At 40.5% G+C, this 23,825-nt stretch carries 18 protein-coding genes; 8 read left to right on the top strand and 10 right to left on the bottom strand.

The annotated features are described in order from the left end of the window. Nucleotides 1-21: 21 nt before the first annotated feature. On the bottom strand, nt 22-1,401 hold the full coding sequence (locus tag AAV97_RS07310) for a glutamine synthetase family protein (RefSeq protein WP_046760228.1): 1,380 nt from the start codon (nt 1,399-1,401) through the stop codon (nt 22-24). Nucleotides 1,402-1,608: 207 nt separating this feature from the next. On the opposite strand from AAV97_RS07310, the gene AAV97_RS07305 reads away from it, so the two are divergent. Continuing rightward, nucleotides 1,609-2,352: a sulfite exporter TauE/SafE family protein gene (locus tag AAV97_RS07305; RefSeq protein WP_004825767.1), complete on the top strand. Its 744-nt coding sequence runs from the start codon at nt 1,609-1,611 to the stop codon at nt 2,350-2,352. A gap of 54 nt (nt 2,353-2,406) precedes the next feature. On the opposite strand, the gene AAV97_RS07300 is transcribed toward AAV97_RS07305, so the two are convergent. Next, entirely contained in the window at nt 2,407-3,327 is a 921-nt protein-coding gene (locus AAV97_RS07300; RefSeq protein ID WP_046760230.1) for a LysR family transcriptional regulator, read from the bottom strand. A 313-nt stretch (nt 3,328-3,640) separates the two neighbouring features. Between AAV97_RS07300 and AAV97_RS07295 the strand changes: the two genes are divergently transcribed. Further along, the gene (locus AAV97_RS07295) at nt 3,641-4,330 is read left to right on the top strand and encodes an aspartate/glutamate racemase family protein (protein ID WP_005034947.1); all 690 of its coding nucleotides are present in this window, start codon (nt 3,641-3,643) and stop codon (nt 4,328-4,330) included. Between the two features lie 72 nt (nt 4,331-4,402). Here AAV97_RS07295 and AAV97_RS07290 read toward each other — a convergent pair whose 3' ends face one another. The 4 genes from AAV97_RS07290 to ribF all read right to left on the bottom strand — a co-directional run bounded on the left by AAV97_RS07290 (nt 4,403) and on the right by ribF (nt 9,317). Next, a complete protein-coding gene (locus AAV97_RS07290) occupies nt 4,403-4,888 on the bottom strand; it encodes an FKBP-type peptidyl-prolyl cis-trans isomerase (RefSeq protein WP_046760227.1) in 486 nt (161 codons plus the stop codon). Further along, the gene (lspA, locus tag AAV97_RS07285) at nt 4,881-5,420 is read right to left on the bottom strand and encodes a signal peptidase II (protein ID WP_004825774.1); all 540 of its coding nucleotides are present in this window, start codon (nt 5,418-5,420) and stop codon (nt 4,881-4,883) included. The genes AAV97_RS07290 and lspA overlap by 8 nt, the downstream gene beginning before the upstream one ends. Next, entirely contained in the window at nt 5,413-8,253 is a 2,841-nt protein-coding gene (gene ileS / locus AAV97_RS07280) for an isoleucine--tRNA ligase (RefSeq protein WP_004825775.1), read from the bottom strand. The genes lspA and ileS overlap by 8 nt, the downstream gene beginning before the upstream one ends. A 62-nt stretch (nt 8,254-8,315) precedes the next feature. Further along, nucleotides 8,316-9,317: a riboflavin biosynthesis protein RibF gene (gene ribF, locus AAV97_RS07275; protein ID WP_009585409.1), complete on the bottom strand. Its 1,002-nt coding sequence runs from the start codon at nt 9,315-9,317 to the stop codon at nt 8,316-8,318. 208 nt (nt 9,318-9,525) lie between these two features. On the opposite strand from ribF, the gene AAV97_RS07270 reads away from it, so the two are divergent. Both AAV97_RS07270 and AAV97_RS07265 read left to right on the top strand, forming a co-directional pair. Then, complete coding sequence (locus AAV97_RS07270) at nt 9,526-10,662, top strand: TDT family transporter (RefSeq protein WP_046760226.1); 1,137 nt, start codon at nt 9,526-9,528, stop codon at nt 10,660-10,662. Nucleotides 10,663-10,834: 172 nt separating this feature from the next. Then, complete coding sequence (locus tag AAV97_RS07265; RefSeq protein ID WP_042087755.1) at nt 10,835-11,548, top strand: nucleotidyltransferase domain-containing protein; 714 nt, start codon at nt 10,835-10,837, stop codon at nt 11,546-11,548. 46 nt (nt 11,549-11,594) lie between these two features. Here AAV97_RS07265 and AAV97_RS07260 read toward each other — a convergent pair whose 3' ends face one another. The 3 genes from AAV97_RS07260 to AAV97_RS07250 all read right to left on the bottom strand — a co-directional run bounded on the left by AAV97_RS07260 (nt 11,595) and on the right by AAV97_RS07250 (nt 17,023). Then, nucleotides 11,595-12,899 (bottom strand): solute carrier family 23 protein, encoded by a 1,305-nt coding sequence (locus AAV97_RS07260; RefSeq protein ID WP_004825782.1) that lies wholly within the window; start codon nt 12,897-12,899, stop codon nt 11,595-11,597. A 334-nt stretch (nt 12,900-13,233) separates the two neighbouring features. Further along, complete coding sequence (ppc, locus tag AAV97_RS07255; RefSeq protein ID WP_046760225.1) at nt 13,234-15,924, bottom strand: phosphoenolpyruvate carboxylase; 2,691 nt, start codon at nt 15,922-15,924, stop codon at nt 13,234-13,236. Between the two features lie 481 nt (nt 15,925-16,405). After that, on the bottom strand, nt 16,406-17,023 hold the full coding sequence (locus AAV97_RS07250; protein WP_046760224.1) for a TetR/AcrR family transcriptional regulator: 618 nt from the start codon (nt 17,021-17,023) through the stop codon (nt 16,406-16,408). 336 nt (nt 17,024-17,359) lie between these two features. On the opposite strand from AAV97_RS07250, the gene AAV97_RS07245 reads away from it, so the two are divergent. The 4 genes from AAV97_RS07245 (at nt 17,360) to dnaJ (ending at nt 23,329) form a co-directional block, all read left to right on the top strand. After that, complete coding sequence (locus AAV97_RS07245; RefSeq protein ID WP_046760223.1) at nt 17,360-18,460, top strand: efflux RND transporter periplasmic adaptor subunit; 1,101 nt, start codon at nt 17,360-17,362, stop codon at nt 18,458-18,460. Nucleotides 18,461-18,462: 2 nt separating this feature from the next. Continuing rightward, nucleotides 18,463-21,609 carry an efflux RND transporter permease subunit gene (locus AAV97_RS07240; RefSeq protein ID WP_046760222.1) on the top strand — a complete coding sequence of 1,049 codons (3,147 nt, stop codon included), beginning with the start codon at nt 18,463-18,465 and terminating at the stop codon, nt 21,607-21,609. Nucleotides 21,610-21,745: 136 nt separating this feature from the next. Next, nucleotides 21,746-22,123, top strand: a complete 378-nt coding sequence (locus AAV97_RS07235; RefSeq protein ID WP_004825792.1) for a hypothetical protein — start codon at nt 21,746-21,748, stop codon at nt 22,121-22,123. Between the two features lie 93 nt (nt 22,124-22,216). Further along, nucleotides 22,217-23,329 carry a molecular chaperone DnaJ gene (gene dnaJ / locus AAV97_RS07230; RefSeq protein WP_004825793.1) on the top strand — a complete coding sequence of 371 codons (1,113 nt, stop codon included), beginning with the start codon at nt 22,217-22,219 and terminating at the stop codon, nt 23,327-23,329. A 58-nt stretch (nt 23,330-23,387) separates the two neighbouring features. Here dnaJ and AAV97_RS07225 read toward each other — a convergent pair whose 3' ends face one another. Then, the gene (locus AAV97_RS07225) at nt 23,388-23,594 is read right to left on the bottom strand and encodes a hypothetical protein (protein ID WP_046760221.1); all 207 of its coding nucleotides are present in this window, start codon (nt 23,592-23,594) and stop codon (nt 23,388-23,390) included. Nucleotides 23,595-23,825: the final 231 nt, after the last annotated feature.

Genomic DNA, 23,825 nt, shown 5'->3' with positions numbered 1-23,825 from the left:
AATATTCTTTAGAGTGTGTAATTAAATTCCCCAATCTAGCTCTGTTTGGGTAATTTTATTGATCACGGTTTGATATTCAAATCTTTTACATGCACACCACAACTGCATGAACTCTGTACCAAAATATTGTTTAAAAACAGCATTTTTTTCGAACAACTGCAATGCTTCAAGCTGATGGGTCGGTAAGAAATGTGGTGTATCGATGCCCTGCAATTGTGGGCTAGGTTTGGGTAAGTCGAGTGGGGTATGTAGCCCATGGAGTATACCGACCAATAGGGTTGCGACACAAAGATATGGATTGACATCTGCCCCTGCAACACGATATTCAAGCCGTTGATTGTCTTGATCTGCACAGGGGATGCGAATGGCAACATTACGATTATTCAATCCCCAATTTGCTTGTAGCGGTACATGATGCCCAAATTGGAATCTTCGAAAGGAATTGACATTGGGTGCCAAAATCGCCATGGATGCAGGCATCAAATCAATTAAACCTGCAATGACTTTTTGCATGATCAGGTTCGGTTTTTTAGCTGCATCTAATTGAAAGATATTTTCTTGCCATTGGTTGAGTAGACTCATATGAAAGTGCATACCACTGCCTGCTTTGGACATATTCGGTTTTGCCATAAAACTGGCTTGCAAATGGTGCTCTACAGCAATTTGTCGAATCATGCGTTTAATTGCCATGATCTCATCACAGAGTTTTAAAATATTGTGGCTATGCTGAATATTCAGTTCAAATTGTCCAGAAGCACTTTCAGCCACAATTGCGGTGAGCTCGATATTTTGGCGCTTTGCTTCAAGCTCAATGTGTTGAAGAATACGATGAAAATCATGTGGTGTATCTACATCGAAACATTGGGTTTGATGGGCTTGATTATCTTGTTGTTGATTTGATAAATAAAACTCGATTTCACCTGCCATGACAGGAAAGTAATGCATTTGGTGCAGTGTAGTTAAGATTTTTTTGAGTAGATTACGCGGTTCTAACATACAGTCTGAGCCATCATCCGACTGCATACTTAATAACAGTTGAGCATGTTGGGTGGGCTGATCTGCACAAGGTTTTAAACTGCCTAAAACGGGTATACATAAGCGGTCAGGCTCTCCGATATATTTGCCTAAACCGCTTTCTTCCACCACCTGACCATTTAAATTCATTGCATAAATCGACAGTGGGAAATAACAACCTTTGTACAGTGAGTGGAGTGCATTCACCTCAATACGTTTCCCACGAATATGCCCATTCAAATCATGTAAGCAAATATCAATAAAACGTGTTTCTGGATAACTTTCTAAGTATCGTTGCGTTTCGAGATAAAAATCATTGTTGTCCTGATGCTCACATAATAATGCTGTGGGGAAAATTTTTGTAGAACTGGCAATCGGCATATTCATGGTCAATACATCCAAAATGGGATGGAAAAAGTATAGAAAGCTTGGGTTGAGCAGTAACGTAAAATGATCGTAAATTCTTTGTCTGAGAAAAAGTCTGTCCGTGAGGATAGAGCCTCAATATTTAATTGAGGCTCTATCCTAAAAACAGTGATATTTCAAATCTACAGATTGGCGTAGCATGACCTCAGCATAGAGAGGTATAGCGACATGATGGGATTTGTCATAGGTGTGTTTGCAATTGCAGGGATGATTAAGGGAACGATTGGGCTAGGTTTACCTGCGGTATCGATGGGTTTATTGAGTTTAGTCATCAGCCCATTCCAAGCTGCGACACTGCTGATTATTCCTTCAATGGTCACCAATTTTTGGCAATTATTTGCTGAGGGCAATGTGTGGCGATTGGTGTGTCGTTTTTATCCTTTGTTATTGGGGATTATTGTTGGCTCGATCTGGAGCATTTTCCCGACCTTAGGGCATTCTCATGGTAGCTTTCATAGTGAGGCACTGTTAGGCGCAATGTTGGCTTTGTATGGGCTTTACGGCTTATTTGCCAAGCGAATGCCAAATCTTGCTCCACATGAAAAATGGCTTTCTCCAATCATTGGATATTTAGGCGGTGCTTTGACTGTTGCAACAGGTGTTGTAGTGATTCCAGTTGTACCTTATTTGCAATCTTTGCATTTAAAGCGTGATGATTTGGTACAGTCTTTAGGTTTAGCTTTTACTGTTTCAACAATATGCCTTGCCGTTTTCCTACATCAGAATCCTGTTGAAGATACCCCGATTGACTATAAATTATCACTGATTGCGTTGATTCCATCATTACTCGGCATGTGGGTGGGGACAAAAATTCGTCATCGAATTCCAGAGCAAAAATTCCGTAAAGTTTTCTTTTGTGGTTTGGTGATTTTTGGATTGTATTCTGTATTACATCAATTTGGCGTGCTGTAAGTGTCTTTTCCAATGACTTTTTGAGCTGCCGAGCTCAACATGCACTCGTTCAATTTAAGGCTGAGGCATCTCATCCAAAATCAGTTTAGTTTTTTGTGAAATTAAAAATTGCACAAAATGTTGGTAGGCTGTAGGAAGCTCATCAAAATTTTGTGCAGCCAATTGTAATTGGCGCTTTGCCCATTCGCCCACCAATTCGATTTGATGAAATGGATAATGCTGATTTAACCGGATTGCAGCACGCTTTGGCATAATTGCAATCCCGACGCCGTTAGCGACCACCTGAGCAATTGCGGCAAAATTTGGTAATCTCAAACGATACTGAATGGCACAATTAAGTAATTTTGCTTGATTTTCAATAGATTGTTGGAGTGAGTGATATTGCATTAAACCCACAAATGGATAATTCATCGCATCAATCAACTTGAGTTGTTGCTGTTGCCCAAGCTCATGATTGGCTGGACAAATCAGCACCAATGGATCATCTGAAAACTCGAGTGTTTGCAACTGATGGTGATTAAAAAAGCTTGAAATTAAGCCTAATTTCGCATTACCTTTTTCAATTGTTTGAATAATTTCATTGCTTTCTGCTTCTCGTAGATCAATCTGGATCTGTGGATTTTCAACTAAATATTGAGGTAACAGTAGCGGTAAATATTCACTTTGCGCAGACGAATTACACCATAAGGTCATATGGTTACTGAGTCCCTGTGTATAGGGTGACATGGCTTGTTCAAGCTGTTTAGCTTGTTGGATCAACCTTAAAGCTTGTTCTGCAAAAGTTTGCCCTGCGATGGTCAGTTTGACACCTGAGGCGTGGCGAGTAAAAAGGCGAGTTGTATAGTGTTGTTCAAGTTTTTTAATGCGTTCACTTGCTGCTTGCAATGAAATAGACGAACGTTCAGCACCTTTGGTCAGGCTTCCTGTGTCCACGATATTGATAAAGAGTTGCAAATCGAAGAAGTCTAGGCGCATGCGAATCATGAAAGGCTGAAATAAGATGAAAGTATAGCTGAATCATCATACAAATATACGCTATCGTAGCGATTGTTTCTGGAATCAATCAGGCGAGATTTTAATTGAAACAATGATAGCGTGATCACGATCGTATTGGATGAGAGTGTCGAGATATTTTAAATGATTGTCATGGTGAATACAGGTGCTTTAAGACCTCCATTGAATTATATTGATCATTATTTTATTTGCTCTGTCCTCGCCCAAAACGCAATCCATTGATGAAATATCAACAGACCTTAGAATAGATAAAAAATCTTAGAGAGCAAAAACAGTGAAAACGATTGGTTTATTGGGTGGGATGAGTTGGGAGTCTACAGATTTATACTACCAACAGTTGAATAAAAGCGTGCAACAAAAATTAGGAAAATTACACTCTGCGAAAGTCGTTTTAATCAGTGTTGATTTTGCTGAAATCGAAATATTACAGCGCCAAGGCTTATGGGAGGATGCAGGAATATATTTAAAAGAGAAGGCCGTTCAGTTGGAGCAAGCAGGGGCAGAGGGCATTTTACTGTGTACCAATACCATGCATAAAGTTGCGTCCTATATTGAGCACTCGATTTCTATTCCTTTCATTCACATTGCGGATGCGACAGCGAAAGAAATTTTAAATCAGAACATTCGCAAAGTCGGTTTGTTAGGTACTCGATTTACCATGGAACAAGATTTCTATAAGCAGCGGTTGGAACAGCAAGGCATCAATGTACTCATACCTCACCAAGCGCATCGAAAGATTGTTCACGATATTATTTATGATGAATTGTGTTTAGGCGTGATTAATGAACTATCTCGTCAGAAATATATCCAAATTGTTGAGCAACTCATATTAGAGGGTGCAGAAGGAATTATTTTGGGGTGTACAGAAATTTGTATGCTGATTGGAGACACTCCGTTTTCTGTTCCACTATTTGATACAACATCGATCCATACACAAGCTGCTGTGGATTTTGCTTTGTCGTGAGCTTTTAAAACGCAGTATGGGTATCAATAAAAAAGCTCCAGATGGAGCTTTAATATTGCTATCAGCAAAGGCTTACATGATTTTCACACCTTGCTGACCCGCAGGGGTAACTTTGAAGATTTCAACTTCAAAGGTAATATTTTTACCTGCAAGTGGATGGTTAAAATCGACTTCGGTGATGTCTTCACCTACAGTTTTAACCACACCAAATAGGCTTTGTTTGGCTTTATCTTCAAACTCAATCATATGTCCTTCTACAGGACGCTGTTCGAATTTTACCGTATCAAACTTTTGTACGTTTTCAGGATTCCACGGACCGAAAGCATCTTCAGGAGGTAAGCTGACAGTACGACGGTCACCAGCACGCAGATCAAATAAGGCTTTTTCAAACCCCGGTAATAAGCTGCCATCACCTATAACTAAACTGACAGGTTCTTCACGGCTACGGGTATTATCAATTTCAACACCACTTTCAATCGCAACAGAAAAGTGCAGTTCTACTTTTGATCCATCCGCAATACGTGTTTCGTCATTGGGATTAATAATTTGTTCAGTCATTTTGCGCTTCCGCACGTTGAATACGATGCTTTTCTAAAAAGAAGGTATCAATTAACAATAAAATGGTACCGAGGGTAATCGCACTGTCTGCAATATTGAATGCAGGAAAACTACTTCCTTGATAATGCAAATGAATAAAATCAACCACATAACCCAGTGTCATACGATCAATCAAATTGCCTAATGCACCACCAAGAATCAATGCGATTGCAGCAGGTAAAATCAGTGTTGTTTTTGGCATACGCATCAGCCAAAAAATAAAGACGATAGAGACGATACCCGCCAGTCCCGTAAATAAATAATGTTGCCATCCACCTGCATCGGACAAGAAGCTAAATGCTGCGCCGTAATTATGCAGTAATGTCCAGTTCAAAAAAGGCAGTACAGGTACAGGCTGAGCATAAGTCAAATGTGTACTTGCAATGTTTTTTGTCCATTGGTCAATGATAATGGCAAGGACAGACAGTCCAAGCCACATCAAATTATGAGGATAAAACTGGAATAAGCCCTTTTTATTTTGCGGATTAGGCATATTTTCTCTCTTCGCCTTGACCTGTAGGAAGGTTGATAATACAACGAGAACATAGACCTGGATGTTCAAGATGTGTATTTACATCTGGAAGTACATGCCAGCAACGTGCACATTTCTCACCTTCAGCCGCCGAAACCTTAACTCGTAAGCCTTCAATATCCGTTGCTTCACCTTGTTCAGCATAATCATAAACAATGGCTTGTGAGGTAATTAAGACAAAACGAAGTTCATCACCCAATTGGTTCAATACTTTTTGTAGATCCGCATTTGCCCAAAGTTCAACCTTAGCTGACAGGTTACTACCAATCAGTTTCACATTACGCGCAGCTTCAATCTGTTTATTGACCGCAGATTTAACTTCAATCAAAGTCTGCCAATCCGCTTCAGAGATCAAGTTGCTATTGGATGCAACTGGAATATCATACCAATTTGCAGTAAATACATATTTTTCAGTTTGTTCTGGAATCAACGGCCAAGCTTCTTGTGCAGTAAAGCTCAAGATAGGGCTCATCCAACGAACAAAGGCTTGAACCAAATGATACAACGCAGTTTGTGCTGAATGGCGAGCTGCTGAATCAGCCTTGGTGGTGTATTGACGGTCTTTGATGATGTCTAAATAGAATCCACCCAAGTCATTGATACAGAAATTCGTCAAAGCATTGGTCACTACATGGAAATTCATATCTTCATAAGCTTGTTGAATGGTTTTCTGTACATCAGCTGCACGTTGTAAGATGTATTGATCAAGGGCAATCAATTGATCAACTGGCAAGGCATCTGTTGATGGTTTAAACCCATTTAAGTTTGCCAACAAGAAACGCAAAGTATTACGAATACGACGATAGCTATCACTTACACGGCTAAAGATTTCATTACTTGCCGCAATTTCATAACGATAGTCACTTGAAGCAACATATAGACGTAAGCCATCTGCACCTAACTGTTTGATGATGTCTTCAAGCGGGATAAAGTTACCCAATGATTTTGATAATTTACGACCTTTTTCGTCTACTGTGAAACCATGGGTCAACAACGCTTTATAAGGCGCACGTTTATGAATCGCAATCGACGTTAACAATGAAGACTGGAACCAACCACGATGTTGATCTGAGCCTTCAAGGTATAGATCTGCTGGGTCTTCAAGTTCTGCACGTTCACGTAACACAGCATAATGGGTTGTGCCTGAGTCGAACCAGACATCCAAAGTATCACGGACTGCATTGTACTGTTCAGCATCATCACCGATAAATTCTTTGGCTTCACGGTTATACCAACCATCAATCCCTTCTTTTTCAATCAGTTTTGCAACTTCTTCAATTAATTCAGGAGTACGAGGGTGTAATTCATTGGTATCTTTGTGTACAAAGAATGGGATTGGCACACCCCAAGTACGCTGACGAGAAATACACCAGTCTGGGCGACCTTCGATCATAGATTTGATCCGGTTTTTACCCCAATCAGGGACAAAACCGATGTCATTTTCGATGGCATTTAAAGCATCTTGACGTAGACCATTTGCATCCATGCTGATAAACCATTGAGGCGTTGCACGGAAGATAATCGGTGTTTTATGACGCCAGCAATGTGGGTAGCTGTGCTTAATTGGCAGATGCGCCCATAATTTACCGATACTTGATAAAGTCTCGATGATTTTTGGATTTGCCTTATAGATGTGTTCACCAGCAAAAAGCGGTGAGGTTGGTAAGTAGACACCATTTCCACCTACAGGGTTTTCTACTTTTAAGTTATAGCTTAGACCTACTTTATAGTCGTCTACACCATGTCCAGGCGCTGTATGTACAGCACCAGTACCACTGGTCGCAATAACATGCTCGCCTAAGATGACAGGCACTTGGCGATCAGTAATCAATGGATGTTGTAGTTGTAAATTCTCAAGTTTTGCACCAACAAAATCAGCCAATACTTTTGGATTTTCAAGCTTGTAACGTTCACATGCAGACTCAACCAAATCTTTGGCTAAGATGAGGTTTTGAGTACCACGTTCAGATTGTACTTCAACCAATTGATAGTCGATTTCAGCATGCAGTGCCACCGCCTGGTTGGCAGGCAATGTCCAAGGTGTTGTGGTCCAGATCACGATATCGGTTGGATGAGTAACAGTCAGTCCAATTTTTTCAGATAAGTCAGTCAGGCTGACCACACCAAAGCCGACATCAATTGCATCCGATTTTTTATCTTCGTATTCAACTTCTGCTTCAGCCAGTGAAGAACCACAGTCCATACACCAGTTCACAGGTTTTAAACCCGGTTCAATATGACCTGCTTTGGCGATTTCACCCAAGGCACGGACAATGTCGGCTTCTTGCTTAAAATTCATGGTGAGGTATGGATTATCCCAGTCACCAAACACACCCATACGGATGAAGTCTTTTTTCTGTAATTCGACTTGAGTATAAGCGTATTCACGACAAGCTTTACGGAAGGTTGAAGCATCAACTTTCACGCCCACTTTGCCGACTTTTTCTTCAACTTTTAATTCGATTGGCAAACCATGACAGTCCCAGCCCGGAACATAGGGTGCATCCATACCATCTAAAGTACGGCTTTTTACAATAATATCTTTTAAGACTTTATTGACCACATGACCTAAATGCAATGAACCATTTGCATACGGAGGACCATCATGCAAAATATATTTTTTCTTACCAATACGCGAAGCACGAATCTGCTGATAAATGTTGTCGGCATACCACTCTTCTAACCATTTTGCTTCACGTACTGCGAGATTTGCTTTCATTGCAAATTCAGTACCTGGTAGGTTTAGCGTGGCTTTATAATCCACTGCATTTTCAGAAGTTTGCTTATCGCTCATGCAAGTTGTCATCCAATATTATCAGCACCATTGCTGACGCGTTTTACAATAAAAAATTAAGTTTAAAAAGGAAATTTGGGGGTGTTTTTACGAAACTCAAGCAATCGTTCGACATCATCATCAATCCCCGCCTGAAGCGCTTCAAGAGATGGGTAATTTAATTCACCATGTAAATAGTCGAGGAAAGTGACTCGCATCAACAGACCATACAGATTAGCAGAAACATCAGGAAAATGTACTTCTAATCGCCATTCTGGGTGCTCTTGCTTAATTGCAGGGCGTGTGCCTACATGACCCGCACCATATAAAGCATCGGTGTGATAGCCAAGGATGCCTTTTTTATCTGGGGATTCCGCTTTAACCTTTTCTGTTAAAGAGGTCGTTTCACAAATCACTTCTACGCCATAGATACCACTTAAACAAGGTCTATGACGCCCAACACGGACATTAATGGTGGGGAAGTTTAAGGTGCGACCAATTTGATCACCGTATTGCACACGGCCAATCATGCTATAGGGACGACCCAATAATTTTGCAGCAAGTGAGAGATCACCTGCATGAAGCACTTGGCGAATACGAGTTGAACTCACGCGTTCACCATTAAACTCAACCGTTTTTAAATTCGTGACATCAAAACCGTATTGTTTTAAAAATTCGCTATTTCCTTGACGGTCTTTACCAAAATGAAAGTCGTCACCCAAGATCAAGCTTTGAGCATTGAGTTTGTTTTTTAATAAATCAGCGAAGTTTTCGGCACTTAAACTGCGAAATTGATTATCAAATTTGGCAATCGCAATATAGTCGACACCCAACTCAGTGAGATATTCGACTTTTTCTCTCAGTGAAGAGATGCGAGAGGGCGCTTCATAACCTTTGAAAAACTCTAAAGGTTGAGGCTCAAAGATCATCACCAAGGTTTTTAAGTTGTGTGTTTTTGCAACGTCTTTCAGTTGCGAAACCATGGCTTGATGTCCCAAATGGACACCATCAAAATTGCCAATCGTCACTGCGGTTTGGGGCAATTGGAAATTTGGTGCTAAGGCATTTAGACGTAACAGCTGCATGGTTTCAAAATAAGCTTAAAATTTGAAAGGACTATATATTGCCATAATCTCACAGTTTCGTCTTGTTGTTGTGTTTTTATCCAGAAAAAAAATATTGAGAATAATTTTTTATATCAGTTAAATTGATTCATTTTATGAAAATAAATCAATTTTATTTATTAATAAGTGATTTTATAATCAATTTATCTGCTGAAATGAGGATGAAGCGATGAAAAAGCCATTTTACCAACTCGAACAAACACGAGATGTGATCCGACAGTTTACGCCAAATTGGTTCACCATGACCATGGGGACAGGCGTTGTGGCACTCATTTTACCTGAATTTCCATTTGCTCAAGGTTTTTTGTGGCAATTGGCAACCCTGCTGTGGCAATTTAACATACTGGTATTTATCACATTTATGACGCTCTATGTTCTGCGCTGGCTGATTTATCCTCAAGAAGCGAAGCAGATCTTTTCCCATCCTGCGATGGCACTTTTTTTAGGTGCAATTCCAATGGGTTTGGCAACGATTTTAAATGGCTTTTTAAAATATGGCGTTGCAATATACGGTGATGCTGCAATCCAAATCGCACAACTGTTGTGGTTTGTTGATGTCATTTTGGCGGTAGGGATTGGGATTCTTGTACCATTTTGTATGTTCCATAAACAAGAGCATCAATTGCACACAATGACTGCAATGTGGTTGTTGCCGATTGTCGCCTGTGAGGTTGCAGCAACCTCAGGTGGTTTGTTGTTAGCGCATATGGAAGCGAGTCAGCAAGCTATCGGTATTTTATTCGCCAGTTATATGCTGTGGGGAATGTCTGTATTGCCAGCGTTTGGGATCCTGACGATTTTGATGTTGCGTCTGGCATTACATAAATTACCAAGCAAAGAATTGGCAATCACAGGTTGGTTGGCTTTGGGACCAATTGGTACTGGCGCATTGACACTCTTGGTTTTAGGTGCTCAAGCACCTCAAGTTTTGGCTTTGATCTACTTAGAAAGCCTCGGTGTGTTCTTTCAAAACGCAGGTATTGTCGCAAGTTTTATGTTACTGGGTTTTGGTGTGTGGTGGTTTGCAATAGCTGTTTTAACCACATTGAAGCACGCTGCGACAGAATTACCTTTTAACTTAGGTTGGTGGGGATTAACCTTTCCATTGGGCGTCTTTACTTTAGCGATATTGAATGTAGGGCATCAGTTACAGGTTAATTTTATTGTCGATACAGGTTTAGCATTTGCTGCAATTCTCATGATGCTTTGGCTAATGGTTATGGTCAAAACCTTACAAGGTATTTATCAAGGCAATTTGTTTTTTTCACCTTGTTTAAAAGCATGGTTGGAGCGAGAGCAAGCTTAAAAATGCAAAGCTGACATAGACATAGCAATAGATAAAAAAATTAGTTTTTTTAGCAAAATCAAGCCGTACAGGATATAAAAAAAACAGTACGGCTTTTTTAATGCTAAGCCGTTTGATATAAATCAGATCTTATGATTTTCTATTCAATCACTCCGTTATATCGACATCTCTCATGATTCAATCTGAATTTGAACCTGTTTTAATGCAAGTGATAAACGTTTTTTGCACCGAATTTCCGACTGAACTGCATAGTGTGTATGTCTATGGAAGTGTGGCAAAGGGCACAGCTGTTATTGGACAGTCTGATCTTGATTTATGTGTGGTCTTTGTTCAGCCAGTCGATGATGTGGAACGAAAAATTTCGCAGATTAAGTCGGATATTATGGCTTTAACCAGCTTTTTTTCTAAAGTTGATGTTGATATTGGCGTATTACAAGATGTTTTAAACGAGAACAATCGAAAAAGTTGGGGAGCATGGATCAAATTCTTTTGCCATCCTCTTTATGGAGAGGATTTATCCAAACAGTTTGAAAATGTTGAAATTGATCGAAGTGTGATTCTCGCGATCAATCAGGGATATGATCAAGAGATACAACATTATTTCGAGATGTTGGCGACTACGCGGCTCGACTTACAAGACAGCGTCAATTTAAAAAAATCTGTATTGAAAAGAATCATTCGCTTATTGCCACTGACATGGCTTGAGATCGAACAATGGCCTGTAAATTTAGAAAATACTGTACTGCAAGCTCTCCAGAAATATTCAGAACAAAAGCCAATGTTTGAATATCTGTTAAAAGAACTGGAAAATCCTGATGTACTCAGTCGTGATTGTTTGGATCAAGTGCAAGAAATTTATTTGTGGGTCTGTCGTCATATAAAATAGAAATAAAAAAAGCAGCCTTTCGACTGCTTTAAATATCTTCAATTAATTATTCTGATTTATCGTTTAAACTAAAGAACCAGTTGAGAATCAGTGCCGCAAAGGTTGCAGTACCAATACCACCGAGATTGAAATCACCAAATTGAAGGGCAAAGTCACCTGTACCTAAAATAATGGTCACAGCAGCCACCATCAGATTTTTATTTTTAGAAAAGTCGACTTTATTTTCAATCCAGATTTTTGCACCCGCAATGGTGATTAAACCAAACACCACAATCGAAGCACCAGTTAAAATCGCAGTTGGGATAGTATGGATAATTGCACCAAACTTTGGGGAAAAGCCTAAGAAAATGGCAAAAACACCCGCAATGACAAAAATAATGGTCGAATAAACACGGGTGACCGCCATCACACCAATATTTTCGCCGTAAGTGGTCATGCCCGGAGCACCCACACCACCTGAAAGTGTGGTTGCAATACCATCAGCAACAAACGCTTTACCAATTTGAGGGTCTAAATTTTCTCCAGTCATGGCACTAACAGCTTTGATATGACCTAAGTTTTCTGCAACAAGAATTAAAGCGATCGGAGCAATGATCAACATGGCATTGATATCAAAAACAGGCGAGTGGAATGTGGGAGTACCAAACCAAGCTGCTTGTTGAATTGGGGTAAAATTGATTGGTGTACCATTCCCCATCACATTGGCAACAATGAAATAGATCAAATAAGCCAACAATAAACCAACCAATAGCAGTAAACGTTGTAATAAACCTTTTGTGAATACAGCAATTGAGCCCATACAAAGTACAGTCACCAACGCCATCCACATATTAAAGTCATTGCCTGCAACCCCTTTTACTGTGACTGGTGCAAGGTTTAAACCGATAATCATGACCACAGCACCTGTAACCACAGGAGGCATCAGCTTTTCTATCCATTTGGTCCCTGTTGCCATCACAATCAAACCAAAGATTGCATACAACACGCCACACGCCATAATACCGCCTGCTGCATGAGCAATATTTAAATTTGGTGTACCCGTGCCAGAAGCAGCATAACCTGTTGCAGCGATGACGACACCAATAAAGGCGAAGCTTGAACCCAAGTAACTTGGGACACGACCACCCGTTACAATAAAAAATAGGATCGTACAGATCCCTGACATCAAAATAGCCAAGTTCGGGTCAAAGCCCATTAAGAAAGGTGCAAGTACAGTTGCGCCAAACATTGCGAAAGCATGTTGAATCCCTAAAACAATGCTTTGTGCAGGAGGTAAATACTCATTGGTACCGACAGGTCTTGCATCAATGCTGCCAGAATACGGACGCCATTTGGGAAACCAGTTGGACATAAATTGAGCACTCGAAAGACAAATTGGACACATCATACGCTTTCTTTTCGAGAGTTTTAATCATTTTAGTCAAACTAAACGCTTGCATTTATTAGGGAAAAAGATTGTTTTGTACCATTTGGTCAAATAATTAAGCGATGTTACTGCGTAAAATCAAAGTATTAAAAAATTTAATATTAAAAAAAATAAAAAATTAGATGCTTTTTGATTGATTAAAAAAAGTGATTGGTCACTTAAAATATTTGAATCAGTTGGCATTTTTATAAAAACTTAGGAGAATGACAAATGCCATTCTCCTAAATGGGATGTAACAAGCGATGAGATGTTCAGTAAATTAACCTGTGTTTCGTAAACCCGCCGCAATTCCAGCAATACTCACCATCAGTGCATGATCTACAGGGGTATGTTCAGCCTGAAATTCAGCCAAATAAGCACGACGACGTTTCATGAGTTCAGCTTGCAATAAGTGTAAAGGCAACAGATATGGTTTGCGTACTTTCATTGCTTGATCAAGCACTTCATTGGAACTGAGAAGCGCTGACTCGCCTTTCATGGCTAAAAGTGTTTGAACAGCATCATGGAGACGTTGACGTAATTCAGCACCGAGCACTTTTAAATCTTCATCATCTGTTAAATGAGATTCGTAATACAGGGCAATATTTGAGTCCGCTTTGGACAGCACCATTTCCAGCATATCAATTAAGGTTTGGAAATAAGGCCATTCAGACAGCATTTCATCCAAAACGGCTTTCTGACCTTGATCAATCACTTGATTGATGGCTGCCCCTGTACCCAACCAAGCCGGAAGCATCAAACGAATTTGTGTCCAAGCGAAAACCCAAGGAATAGCACGTAAGGATTCAATTCCTCCACTGACTTTACGCTTCGCAGGGCGTGAGCCAAGCGGCAACATTTGTAACTCAAGTTCTGGGGTAACGGTGCGTAAATATTTTACAAAATGAGGATTTTCACGCACGGTCTGACGATACACTTGAACAGACAAGTCGGTCATGTTGTGCATTAAATCTCGCCATGCTTGTTTGGGTACAGGTGGCGGTAATAAGGTTGCCTCTAATGTCGCAGCAGCATAAATTTCTAAATTTTGTAAGGCGATTTCTTCCAAACCAAATTTAAAGCGGATCATTTCACCTTGTTCAGTCACTCGAATTGCACCAGAAATTGAGCCAGGTGGCTGAGAAAATAGTGCCTGTTGAGTAGGCGCACCACCACGACTGATGGAGCCGCCACGACCATGGAACAAGGTCAATTGTACGCCGTGTTGTTTTGCAATCGCAGTTAACTCTTCTTGGGCACGATACTGAGCCCAATTTGCCGACATAAAGCCTGCATCTTTGGCAGAGTCAGAGTAACCAATCATCACCTCATGTTTGCCTTGAATATGCTGTTTATACCAATGCATATTGAATAAGGTCGTCATGGTACTTGCAGCACCATCTAAATCCTTCAAGGTTTCAAATAATGGCACTACACGTAAGGGATGTTCAATTCCCGCTTCTTTTTGAAGTAACAGTACCGCCAATACATCACTCGGATATTCAGCCATCGAAATGATATAAGCACCTAAACTTTCTTTAGGCTGCTCTGCCAAAGTACGCATCGTAGCAAAGACTTCTTGAACATCAGGATGTTCAATCAGGCTATTGGCAGGCTCATTTAAGTGTTTTGGTAATAATGGACGCTTGCTTTGTAATTCTTGCAATAAGAAGTTTTGGCGAGCTTGTTCAGTCCATGTCTCAAAATTACCCAAACCAAGATATTCGGTAATTGCGGAGATGGCTTGACGGTGACGACCTGATTCTTGACGAATGTCCAGCTTTAATAATTCAATTCCAAAACAATTGACACGATAGATAAAGTCGAGCAATTTCCCATTGGCAATTTCTGGCAAATTACATGCCATGAGCGAACGATAGCAAAGCAATAGTGGCTGTAATAACTCATCTTTATGACGAATGATTAAACTGCGGTCAACGTCCGAGTGCTGTCCACGTAATTTATCTGCCAACCATTGACGGGTAGCTTTCAAGCGCTCACGTGTAGCACGTAAATATTCACGATATGGCTCTGGATGGCTATAGCCTAAAGCTTGATGTAATTCATTGGAATACGCCTCAATTGAAAGCTCCCAACGCAAGTCTTCTATATCACGAAGATATAAATCAGCGGCTTTCCAGCGAGATAACCACAAAACCTCTTGTGTAATGTTATGTGTGACATTCGGGTTTCCATCACGGTCGCCTCCCATCCATGATGCAAAACGAATCGGTGAAATGTCCAAAGGTAAGGCTTGAGCACAGTTGCCTTGAACAAGGTCATCCAACTCACGGATAAATTTGGGTACTGCATTCCACAGCGTTTGTTCAATAGTGGTGAAGCCCCACTTTGCTTCATCAATCGGCGTAGGACGATGTTGACGAATCTCATCCGTTTGCCATGCTGAACAAATCAGTTGTTTTAAATCAGTCAACACCTCAGCACGTTGTTTAGGCGTGAGTTTTTGCTGATCAAATGTTGAAAGACAGTGATTAATCCCATCATATTTTTGAATTAAAGTACGACGACTGACCTCAGTTGGATGTGCGGTGAGTACCAATTCAATTTTTAATTCACAAATTTGCTGATAAAGCGTTTCAGCCGAAATTTGCTGATCTTTAAACTTGCTAAATAAATGATCGAGAACATTGGGTGATGGGGCATGTTCATCACATTCACTTTGGCGACGACTACGCACCACATGATATTGTTCTGCGATATTGGCAAAATTCAGAAAGTGTGAGAATGCACGGGTCAGAGGCAGAATTTCATCATCTTTTAAATTTAAAAATAATTGTTCAAGTTGTTTTTCTGCTTCAATTTGACCATCACGGGCGCCTTTGCCTAAAGCGCGAATCTGTTCAATTTGATTAAACAAATCTTGTCCTGCATGTTCTTTTAAGGTTTCACCTAAAAGATTTCCGAGTAAGCGTACATCTTCACGCAGTGGAGCATCAATTTGTTGAACCATTTGTCACTCTCCAGTTCTTGTTATCTTGAATATAACGTGATTCCATCACAATCCAAGGGACTCCCTACAAAAGTATGTAAGTGACTGTGCAAGAAGTCGACTTTGATTTGTTTTTCGTTCGGTTTTATTAGGGTCTGTAGACATTTCATAAATGGCTTGCGTTGTAGGTTAAAATTGAACAGGCAAGGCATGAAACAAAGAGAATAGCGAGACTATTTTCAAGTTTCATAACGTAGCCTGAGATAATTTTAGCCACAACCCTTCGGGACTAGCGTGTTTTTTGCCGCTTCTTCGTTCCGAACTACTTATTTAGAATGACTAAATTTCGTATTTCGCGCCTAGAATCGCCTAAAAAACACACCTAGTCGCAAACATAGACGAATTGTCAACAGACCCCAACTTTTTGGGTCAATTTGCCTATGACACCTTCGAGTATGCCTGAAACAGCAATTGCACATTATTTAGTTTTTTAATAGCACCATCACGGTTTATATTTCAGCATAAATAAATCAATGCTTTCTTTGATGATTTGCTGCTTTTCTTGGTCTGTTGGCGTTGGGCGAATTCCCAACAAGACCTCATGATGACGAACACCAAGCAATAATGACAAAATTAAATTGGTCTGTTTTTCGATCTGGTCTGCTTGAATGAATTGTAGGTTCGTGGCTTGTTGAAAAAAGTCTTGCCATACCGAACACATTCTCTGATGAGACGAATTATAGAATTGTAGCGCTAAAGGGTTCTTTTCTGCGGCAAGTTCCAATAGTAAATGATCTAATTTAATAGCTTCAGGCAAATTAATCACATTCATAGCCAATTCACAGGCTTGAAAAAAATGTGCATAAAAATCACTTTCAGCATTGAGACGCAATGGTCGGGCATTAATTGACTGTTCGCAAGTTTCTTCAATGGCACAGCTAAATAAAGTTTCTTTATCTTGAAAATGGTTATATACGGTCAGTTTTGTCACACCTGCTTCTTTGGCAATCTGGTTCATACTGGAACCGTGATAGCCAAGCTTTAGAAACAGTTTTTTTGCTGCTTCTACAATGTGTTTACGTTTTTCTAAGTCCTTTGGACGGCCAACTGTTGTTTGCACAATAATTCCCAAAAAAACAAAATTAGGTCAATTACTCAAAACATGATTCACAATTATTGTACCATGCAGTATATTAATTAAAAAATGAGCAACAAACGGGCTTTTGACATTTCATCAATGACTTGTGCCGTTCAGTAAAACTAAGCGGGCAAAGCGTGAAACCTAGAAAATTACTTTTTCAGTTTCGGCATGCTGGCTAAGATTATTTTAACGCCAACCTGCGCAAGAACAAAGTATGGTTTTGTTTGTTTTGCAAGGTGCTAGATGAATCGTCACATGGTCTCAATATCTCATTCTCATTTACCTGAAAAGAGCATTTAAATAAGAGCCTTGCCTATGCGTAGTATAAAGTTAGTGATCACGAGCCTATTGGTATCGTGTAGTGTCATTCTGGTGGGATGTAGTAAGCCAGCGCCTGAAGTGGAACAGATTCCCTTGGTGATGGTTGCCCAACCGCTGACTTCCCAAGAAGATCAGAAAAGCTATGCAGGCGATGTACAGGCACGGCAGCAAACTGCGTTAGCCTTTCGAGTTGCTGGACAGATCACTGCACGTTATGTCGAGGTTGGCGACCGCGTTAAAGTTGGGCAGGTTTTGGCCAAGCTAGATGTCAAAGATGCCGAATTACAATTGAACTCTGCAAAAGCACAACTTGAAAGTGCTCAATCCGCTGCGAAAGTTGCAGCAGATGAGTTTAAACGTTTTCAACAATTATTACCCATCAATGCCGTCAGTCGTTCCCAATACGATAGTGTTAAAAATCAATATGACGCAGCACAGGCAAGCCTTAAACAAGCACAATCCAACTATGATGTCAGTGCCAATCAGACAGGTTATAACCAACTGATTGCCAATAAAAATGGGGTCATTACCCAACGTAATATTGAAATTGGACAAGTGGTTTCGGCTGGGCAAGCGATTTATCAATTGGCGATTGATGGTGATCGTGAGGTGGTTATCGGGGTTCCTGAACAGGCGATTTCTGAAATTAAAGTTGGACAAAGCGCATGGATTACCTTGTGGTCAAAGCCTGAAGATAAATTTGCAGCCTATGTCCGTGAGATTTCTCCTGCTGCAGATCAATCGCGGACATTTACAGTGAAAGTGGCTTTAAAAGAAGCACAGTCGGTCATTCAACTGGGGCAAAGCGCACGTGTGTTTTTCAATCAAAATATTCAAAATATTTTGAGTGTACCGCTGAGCAGTGTCTCAGCCAATAATAATCAAGCATATATTTGGGTGGTTAATCCTGATCAGACCATTCGTAAAGTCTCTGTGACTTTAGGACCTTATGGGCGTGACAATGTCACGGTATTGAGTGGTTTAAATGCGGGGCAATGGGTGGTGGTCGGCGGTGTTCACTTACTCCGTGACAAGCAAAAAATTAAACCAATAGATCGTGAAAATCGTGCTGTAACTATCCAAAAAGGGGCATGATCATGAGTCTATTTAACTCCTTTAATTTGTCAGAATGGGCGCTCAAAAATAAAGGCTTAGTGCTTTATTTTATGATTTTGCTGGGGATTGTCGGGTTATTTTCTTATTCCAAACTGTCTCAAAGTGAAGATCCTCCTTTTTCCTTTAAAGTGATGGTGGTGCAAACCTACTGGCCGGGTGCAACAGCACAGGAAGTCTCTTTGCAAATCACCGATAAAGTTGAAAAGGAGCTCATGAGTACAGGGCTCTATGACAAGATTATGGCGTACTCTCGTCCTGGAGAGTCCATGGTCATGTTTATGGCAAAAGATTCGTTAGTATCCAATGAACTTCCAAATGTTTGGTACCAAGTACGTAAAAAAGTCGGTGACATCAAAACACAGTTGCCTTCTGGTGTTCAGGGTCCATTCTTTAATGATGAGTTTGGCGATACATTCGGGAATATTTATGTTTTAACAGGCAAAGACTTCAATTATGCCACACTCAAAGAATATGCCGATCGACTACAACTTCGCTTACAGCGAGTAAAAGATGTCAGCAAAGTCAATTTGGTTGGATTACAAGATCAAAAGATTTGGATTGAGATTTCCAATACTAAAGCAGTGCAGATGGGTGTGCCTGTTACAGCAATCCAAGAAGCTTTGGCAAAACAAAATAGTGTGACCAGTGCAGGTTTCTTTGAAACAGGTACAGACCGTATTCAAGTCCGTGTCAGTGGCGCATTAAAAAGCGTAGACGATCTGAAAAAAATGCCGTTGCTGGTGGGAAATAAAACTATTCAACTGGGCGATGTGGCTGAGGTTTATCGTGGTTTTAGCGAGCCTGCTCAACCGCGTATGCGCTTTATGGGAGAAAATGGTATTGGTCTTGCTGTATCCATGCGTAAAGGTGGGGACATCATTGCATTGGGTAAAAATCTAGAGACTGAATTTCAAACCCTACAAAAGACTTTACCTTTGGGCATGGAACTGAAAAAAGTTTCAGATCAGCCTGTTGCAGTACAACGTAGTATTCATGAATTCGTCAAAGTATTGGCTGAGGCTGTGATTATTGTTTTACTGGTCAGTTTCTTCTCATTGGGTTTCCGAACAGGATTAGTGGTTGCCTTCTCGATTCCATTGGTGCTTGCCATGACCTTTGCAGGGATGAATCTGTTTGATGTTGGCTTGCATAAGATTTCTTTAGGCGCATTGATCCTCGCACTAGGACTTTTGGTCGATGATGCCATTATCGCGGTCGAAATGATGGCGATCAAAATGGAGCAAGGCTATAGTCGAATGAAAGCGGCAGGATTTGCATGGACCAGTACTGCATTTCCAATGCTAACAGGTACATTAATTACCGCTGCGGGATTTTTACCGATTGCGACCGCTGCATCAAGTACAGGTGAATATACCCGTTCAATTTTCCAAGTGGTTACCATTGCTTTAGTTGTGTCATGGTTTGCCGCGGTGATTTTTGTACCTTATTTGGGTGATAAATTACTGCCTGATTTTAGTAAAGAAGCGCAAAAAGCGCCGTGGTATCAGCGTCTTTATGCAAGATTGCGTAAACAACCAGAACCGCAACCTGTGATTCATCATGCTGGTGAGCATTTTGATCCCTACCAATCGAAATTTTATCAAAGCTTTAGAAAGTTGGTGAATTGGTGTGTGACCTATCGAAAAACGGTGATTTCAATCACTGTAGGGATATTTGTACTGTCGGTGGTGATGTTTAAGTTTGTACCACAACAGTTTTTTCCACCGTCAAACCGTGCCGAAATTCTGGTCGATTTAAAATTGGAAGAAGGCGCTTCACTCACCGCAACTGAAAATGCTGTGAAAAAAGTGGAAGCATTCTTATCCAAACAAGACGGTATTGATAATTATGTCGCTTATGTTGGCACAGGCTCGCCACGTTTTTACTTGCCACTTGATCAACAAATGCCACAAGCCAGTTTTGCACAGTTTGTGGTGTTGGCGTCATCACTTGACGATCGCGATGAAATTCGTAAATCCTTAGATACTCAAATTCGCCAATTATTGCCACAAGTTCGAACCCGTGTCTCATTGTTGGAAAATGGTCCTCCTGTGGGCTATCCGTTGCAGTATCGTGTATCTGGTGAAGACGTTGCTGTAGTCCGTCAGGAAGCCCAGAAAGTTGCTCAACTGCTGAGTGAAAATCCAAATACTGGCAATGTGCATTTGGATTGGGGTGAGCAAAGTAAAATCATTTCTTTGCTGATCGACCAAGATCGTGCGCGTCAAATGGGCGTGAGTTCGGAAGATTTGGCGAATTTCTTAAACAGTTCGATTTCAGGTGCAATCATCAATCAGTATCGTGAAAAACGTGAATTAATTGATGTACGTATCCGTGGGGATCAGGCTGAACGAATTAATGTGGAAGCATTATCAAGTTTGGCTGTACCGACCAGCAATGGCACTACAGTACCATTGGCACAAATCGCGAAACTACAGTATAAGTTTGAAGACGGTCTAATCTGGCACCGCAATCGTTTACCAACCATTACAGTACGTGCAGATATTCGGAGCAAGTTACAACCCGCAACTGTTGTAAATCAAATGGCAGAGAAAATGGATCAGCTTCGCGCAACATTACCAAGTGGTTATTTGGTTGAAGTGGGCGGAACAGTAGAGGAGTCTGCCAAAGGACAAAGCTCTGTGAATGCAGGTATGCCTCTATTCCTAGCAGTGGTATTTACGCTCCTGATGATTCAGCTGAAAAGTATTTCACGTTCTTTCATTGTGTTTTTGACTGCGCCATTGGGTTTAATCGGTGTAGTTTTATTCCTGTTGTTATTTAACAAACCGTTCGGCTTTGTGGCAATGCTCGGTACGATTGCACTATCTGGCATGATTATGCGAAATTCTTTAATTCTGATCGATCAGATTGAGCAGGATATTCGAGCTGGGCATAATCAATGGGATGCAATTTTGGACGCAACAGTACGCCGTTTCCGTCCAATTATTCTTACTGCATTGGCTGCTGTTTTGGCGATGATACCGCTGTCACGTAGTATTTTCTTTGGTCCGATGGCTGTTGCGATTATGGGTGGATTAATTATCGCTACACTTTTGACCCTATTTTTCTTACCTGCGCTATATGCGACTTGGTTTAAGATTAAAAAAACTACAGAAAATACATAATTTGTTGTGAATATTAGGTGCGAAAAATTGAAAACTTCAATATAGTAGCACTTAATCTTTAACAGAAAATAACATAGGAAATTTCATTGCATAATAAGTCAATCAGTATGCAATGAATTTGAGGTCAAAAACACCCATGGGGCAAACAAATCCGGAACAGCATCGTAAGTTCATTACGAGCTCTTATTTGTTTATGTTTCTTGCATTATTTACGGTAATTACAGCAGTGCTCGCATATTGGTTAGCGCGCAAGGTAGCAGTAGCAAATGATGCAGAGGTATGGATACATGCACAAGCATTGTGGATTATGCGCAATGCTGTCATTTTTTTGATTTTAGCGGCTTTTGCTGCATTGTGGTTTATCCCTTTAATGTTTTTCTATTGGGACAGTTTCATCTGGGTAAAAGCATGTACAGTGGCAGGTGTCGTATTTAGTGCGATTGCATGGCTATATTTACTCAATATTTGGCTTAAAGGTTTTACAAAATATTTACAGAAAAAAGCAGTTTTTTAAAAAAAACTAGATTTCAAACTTGTAAAAAATAACATCGCCCCCAATTTACTCTGCATAGAAGTATTATCAAATTTTTGTGGAGCATCGCCAATCATGGCTAAACGTGATTATTATGAGGTTTTAGGTATTGCTAAAACCGCTAGTGATGATGAAATTAAAAAAGCCTACCGTAAGTTGGCGATGAAGTATCATCCAGATCGCAACCCTGACAACGCAGAAGCTGAAGAAAAGTTCAAAGAATGTGCAGAAGCCTACGAAGTGCTTTCTGACAGTGAAAAACGCAGCATGTATGACCGTATGGGGCACAATGCCTTTGAAGGTGGTATGGGCGGTGGCGGCTTCGGCGGTGGATTCAGTGCCGAAGATATTTTCAGCCAGTTTGGTGATATTTTCGGTGGTGCTTTTGGCGGCGGTGGTCGTGGTCAACAACGTGCACGTCGTGGCTCAGATCTCCGTTATGTCATGGAATTAACGCTTGAAGAAGCTGTGAAAGGGGTGAAAAAAACCATTACTTTCACTGCACCAGCACCTTGCGATGCCTGTGATGGAAAAGGTTCAAAAAATCCGAATGATGTTGAAACGTGTAAGACTTGTCATGGCGCAGGTCAGGTGCGTATGCAACAAGGGTTTTTCTCAGTCCAACAGACTTGTAGCACTTGTCGTGGACAGGGCAAAATCATTAAAAACCCATGTAATAAGTGTCATGGTTCTGGGGTTTCAGATCGTCAACAAACGCTTGAAGTGACCATTCCAGCAGGTGTGGACAATGGTGATCGCGTACGCTTAACCGGTAAAGGTGAAGCAATTCGTGATGGTCAGTCTGGTGACCTATATGTTGAAGTGGTTGTACGTGAACATGACATCTTCCAACGTGATGGTGCAGACCTCTATATGGATGTGCCTGTGAGCATTGCTGATGCTGCTTTAGGTAAGGAACTTGAAATTCCGACTTTAGATGGTCGTGTCAGTTTGAAAGTGCCTGAAGGTACACAAACCGGTAAAATGTTCCGTTTACGTGGTAAAGGCGTGAAACCTGTACGTAGTAGCATGCAAGGTGATTTACTTTGCCGTATCGTAGTAGAAACTCCTGTGAATTTGACAAGTCGCCAACGTGAGCTGTTGAAAGAACTTCAAGCGACCATGGAAAGTGATGACAATAAATCTTCGCCGAAGAAAAAATCTTTCTTTGATCGTTTATTCGACTAATTAATCTGAACGATTAAAGCAATAAAAATGGAGCAACAGTGAGCTGTTGCTCCATTTTTTATTTTGTCGGTTGATCCGATGAGGATTGGTCAAATTCATGATCATCTGGCGCAGCATCGATTGAATTGTCATCTTGTGGAAGAATCACTGCCAGAGTAGATGAGGATGCTGTCTGCGGTTCAGCGGGGACGGCAGATTCTTGTGCCCAACTGAGCGAAACAGTTGTGATCATCATTAGTCCTAAAATCATGGTTTTAATTTGCATTATATTTCCTTAAATCTCTCTATTATTTGTATGACTTCCACGCTTTAGAATATTCATTTATTAAGCTTAAATTTTATTTAAAATTGTTTCGTTATTTTAATTGTAGCTTCAAAATATAATTTTTTTATTGATCAATAAAATGATGTTATGAAAATATTGTTGAATGAGATAAAACTTTCATTGCACGTTTTACATCTAAAGTTTCAATAGATTAGCGTAGATCATATTGTG

The organism is Acinetobacter sp. Ag2 (assembly GCF_001005515.1).
In the GTDB taxonomy this organism is placed as follows: domain Bacteria; phylum Pseudomonadota; class Gammaproteobacteria; order Pseudomonadales; family Moraxellaceae; genus Acinetobacter; species Acinetobacter bereziniae.
This window is presented reverse-complemented; position numbering and strand designations above follow the sequence as displayed.

Excerpts from the sequence above, each read along its gene's own strand:
- lspA (WP_004825774.1), bottom strand. The coding sequence starts at position 5,420 with ATGCCTAATCCGCAAAATAAAAAGGGCTTATTCCAGTTTTATCCTCAT.
- AAV97_RS07265 (WP_042087755.1), top strand. The coding sequence starts at position 10,835 with ATGATTCAATCTGAATTTGAACCTGTTTTAATGCAAGTGATAAACGTT.
- AAV97_RS07305 (WP_004825767.1), top strand. The coding sequence starts at position 1,609 with ATGATGGGATTTGTCATAGGTGTGTTTGCAATTGCAGGGATGATTAAG.
- AAV97_RS07245 (WP_046760223.1), top strand. The coding sequence starts at position 17,360 with ATGCGTAGTATAAAGTTAGTGATCACGAGCCTATTGGTATCGTGTAGT.
- ppc (WP_046760225.1), bottom strand. The coding sequence starts at position 15,924 with ATGGTTCAACAAATTGATGCTCCACTGCGTGAAGATGTACGCTTACTC.
- AAV97_RS07270 (WP_046760226.1), top strand. The coding sequence starts at position 9,526 with ATGAAAAAGCCATTTTACCAACTCGAACAAACACGAGATGTGATCCGA.
- AAV97_RS07260 (WP_004825782.1), bottom strand. The coding sequence starts at position 12,899 with ATGTCCAACTGGTTTCCCAAATGGCGTCCGTATTCTGGCAGCATTGAT.
- ribF (WP_009585409.1), bottom strand. The coding sequence starts at position 9,317 with ATGCAGCTGTTACGTCTAAATGCCTTAGCACCAAATTTCCAATTGCCC.
- dnaJ (WP_004825793.1), top strand. The coding sequence starts at position 22,217 with ATGGCTAAACGTGATTATTATGAGGTTTTAGGTATTGCTAAAACCGCT.
- AAV97_RS07225 (WP_046760221.1), bottom strand. The coding sequence starts at position 23,594 with ATGCAAATTAAAACCATGATTTTAGGACTAATGATGATCACAACTGTT.
- AAV97_RS07300 (WP_046760230.1), bottom strand. The coding sequence starts at position 3,327 with ATGCGCCTAGACTTCTTCGATTTGCAACTCTTTATCAATATCGTGGAC.
- AAV97_RS07235 (WP_004825792.1), top strand. The coding sequence starts at position 21,746 with ATGGGGCAAACAAATCCGGAACAGCATCGTAAGTTCATTACGAGCTCT.
- ileS (WP_004825775.1), bottom strand. The coding sequence starts at position 8,253 with ATGAGCGATAAGCAAACTTCTGAAAATGCAGTGGATTATAAAGCCACG.
- AAV97_RS07290 (WP_046760227.1), bottom strand. The coding sequence starts at position 4,888 with ATGACTGAACAAATTATTAATCCCAATGACGAAACACGTATTGCGGAT.
- AAV97_RS07240 (WP_046760222.1), top strand. The coding sequence starts at position 18,463 with ATGAGTCTATTTAACTCCTTTAATTTGTCAGAATGGGCGCTCAAAAAT.
- AAV97_RS07310 (WP_046760228.1), bottom strand. The coding sequence starts at position 1,401 with ATGAATATGCCGATTGCCAGTTCTACAAAAATTTTCCCCACAGCATTA.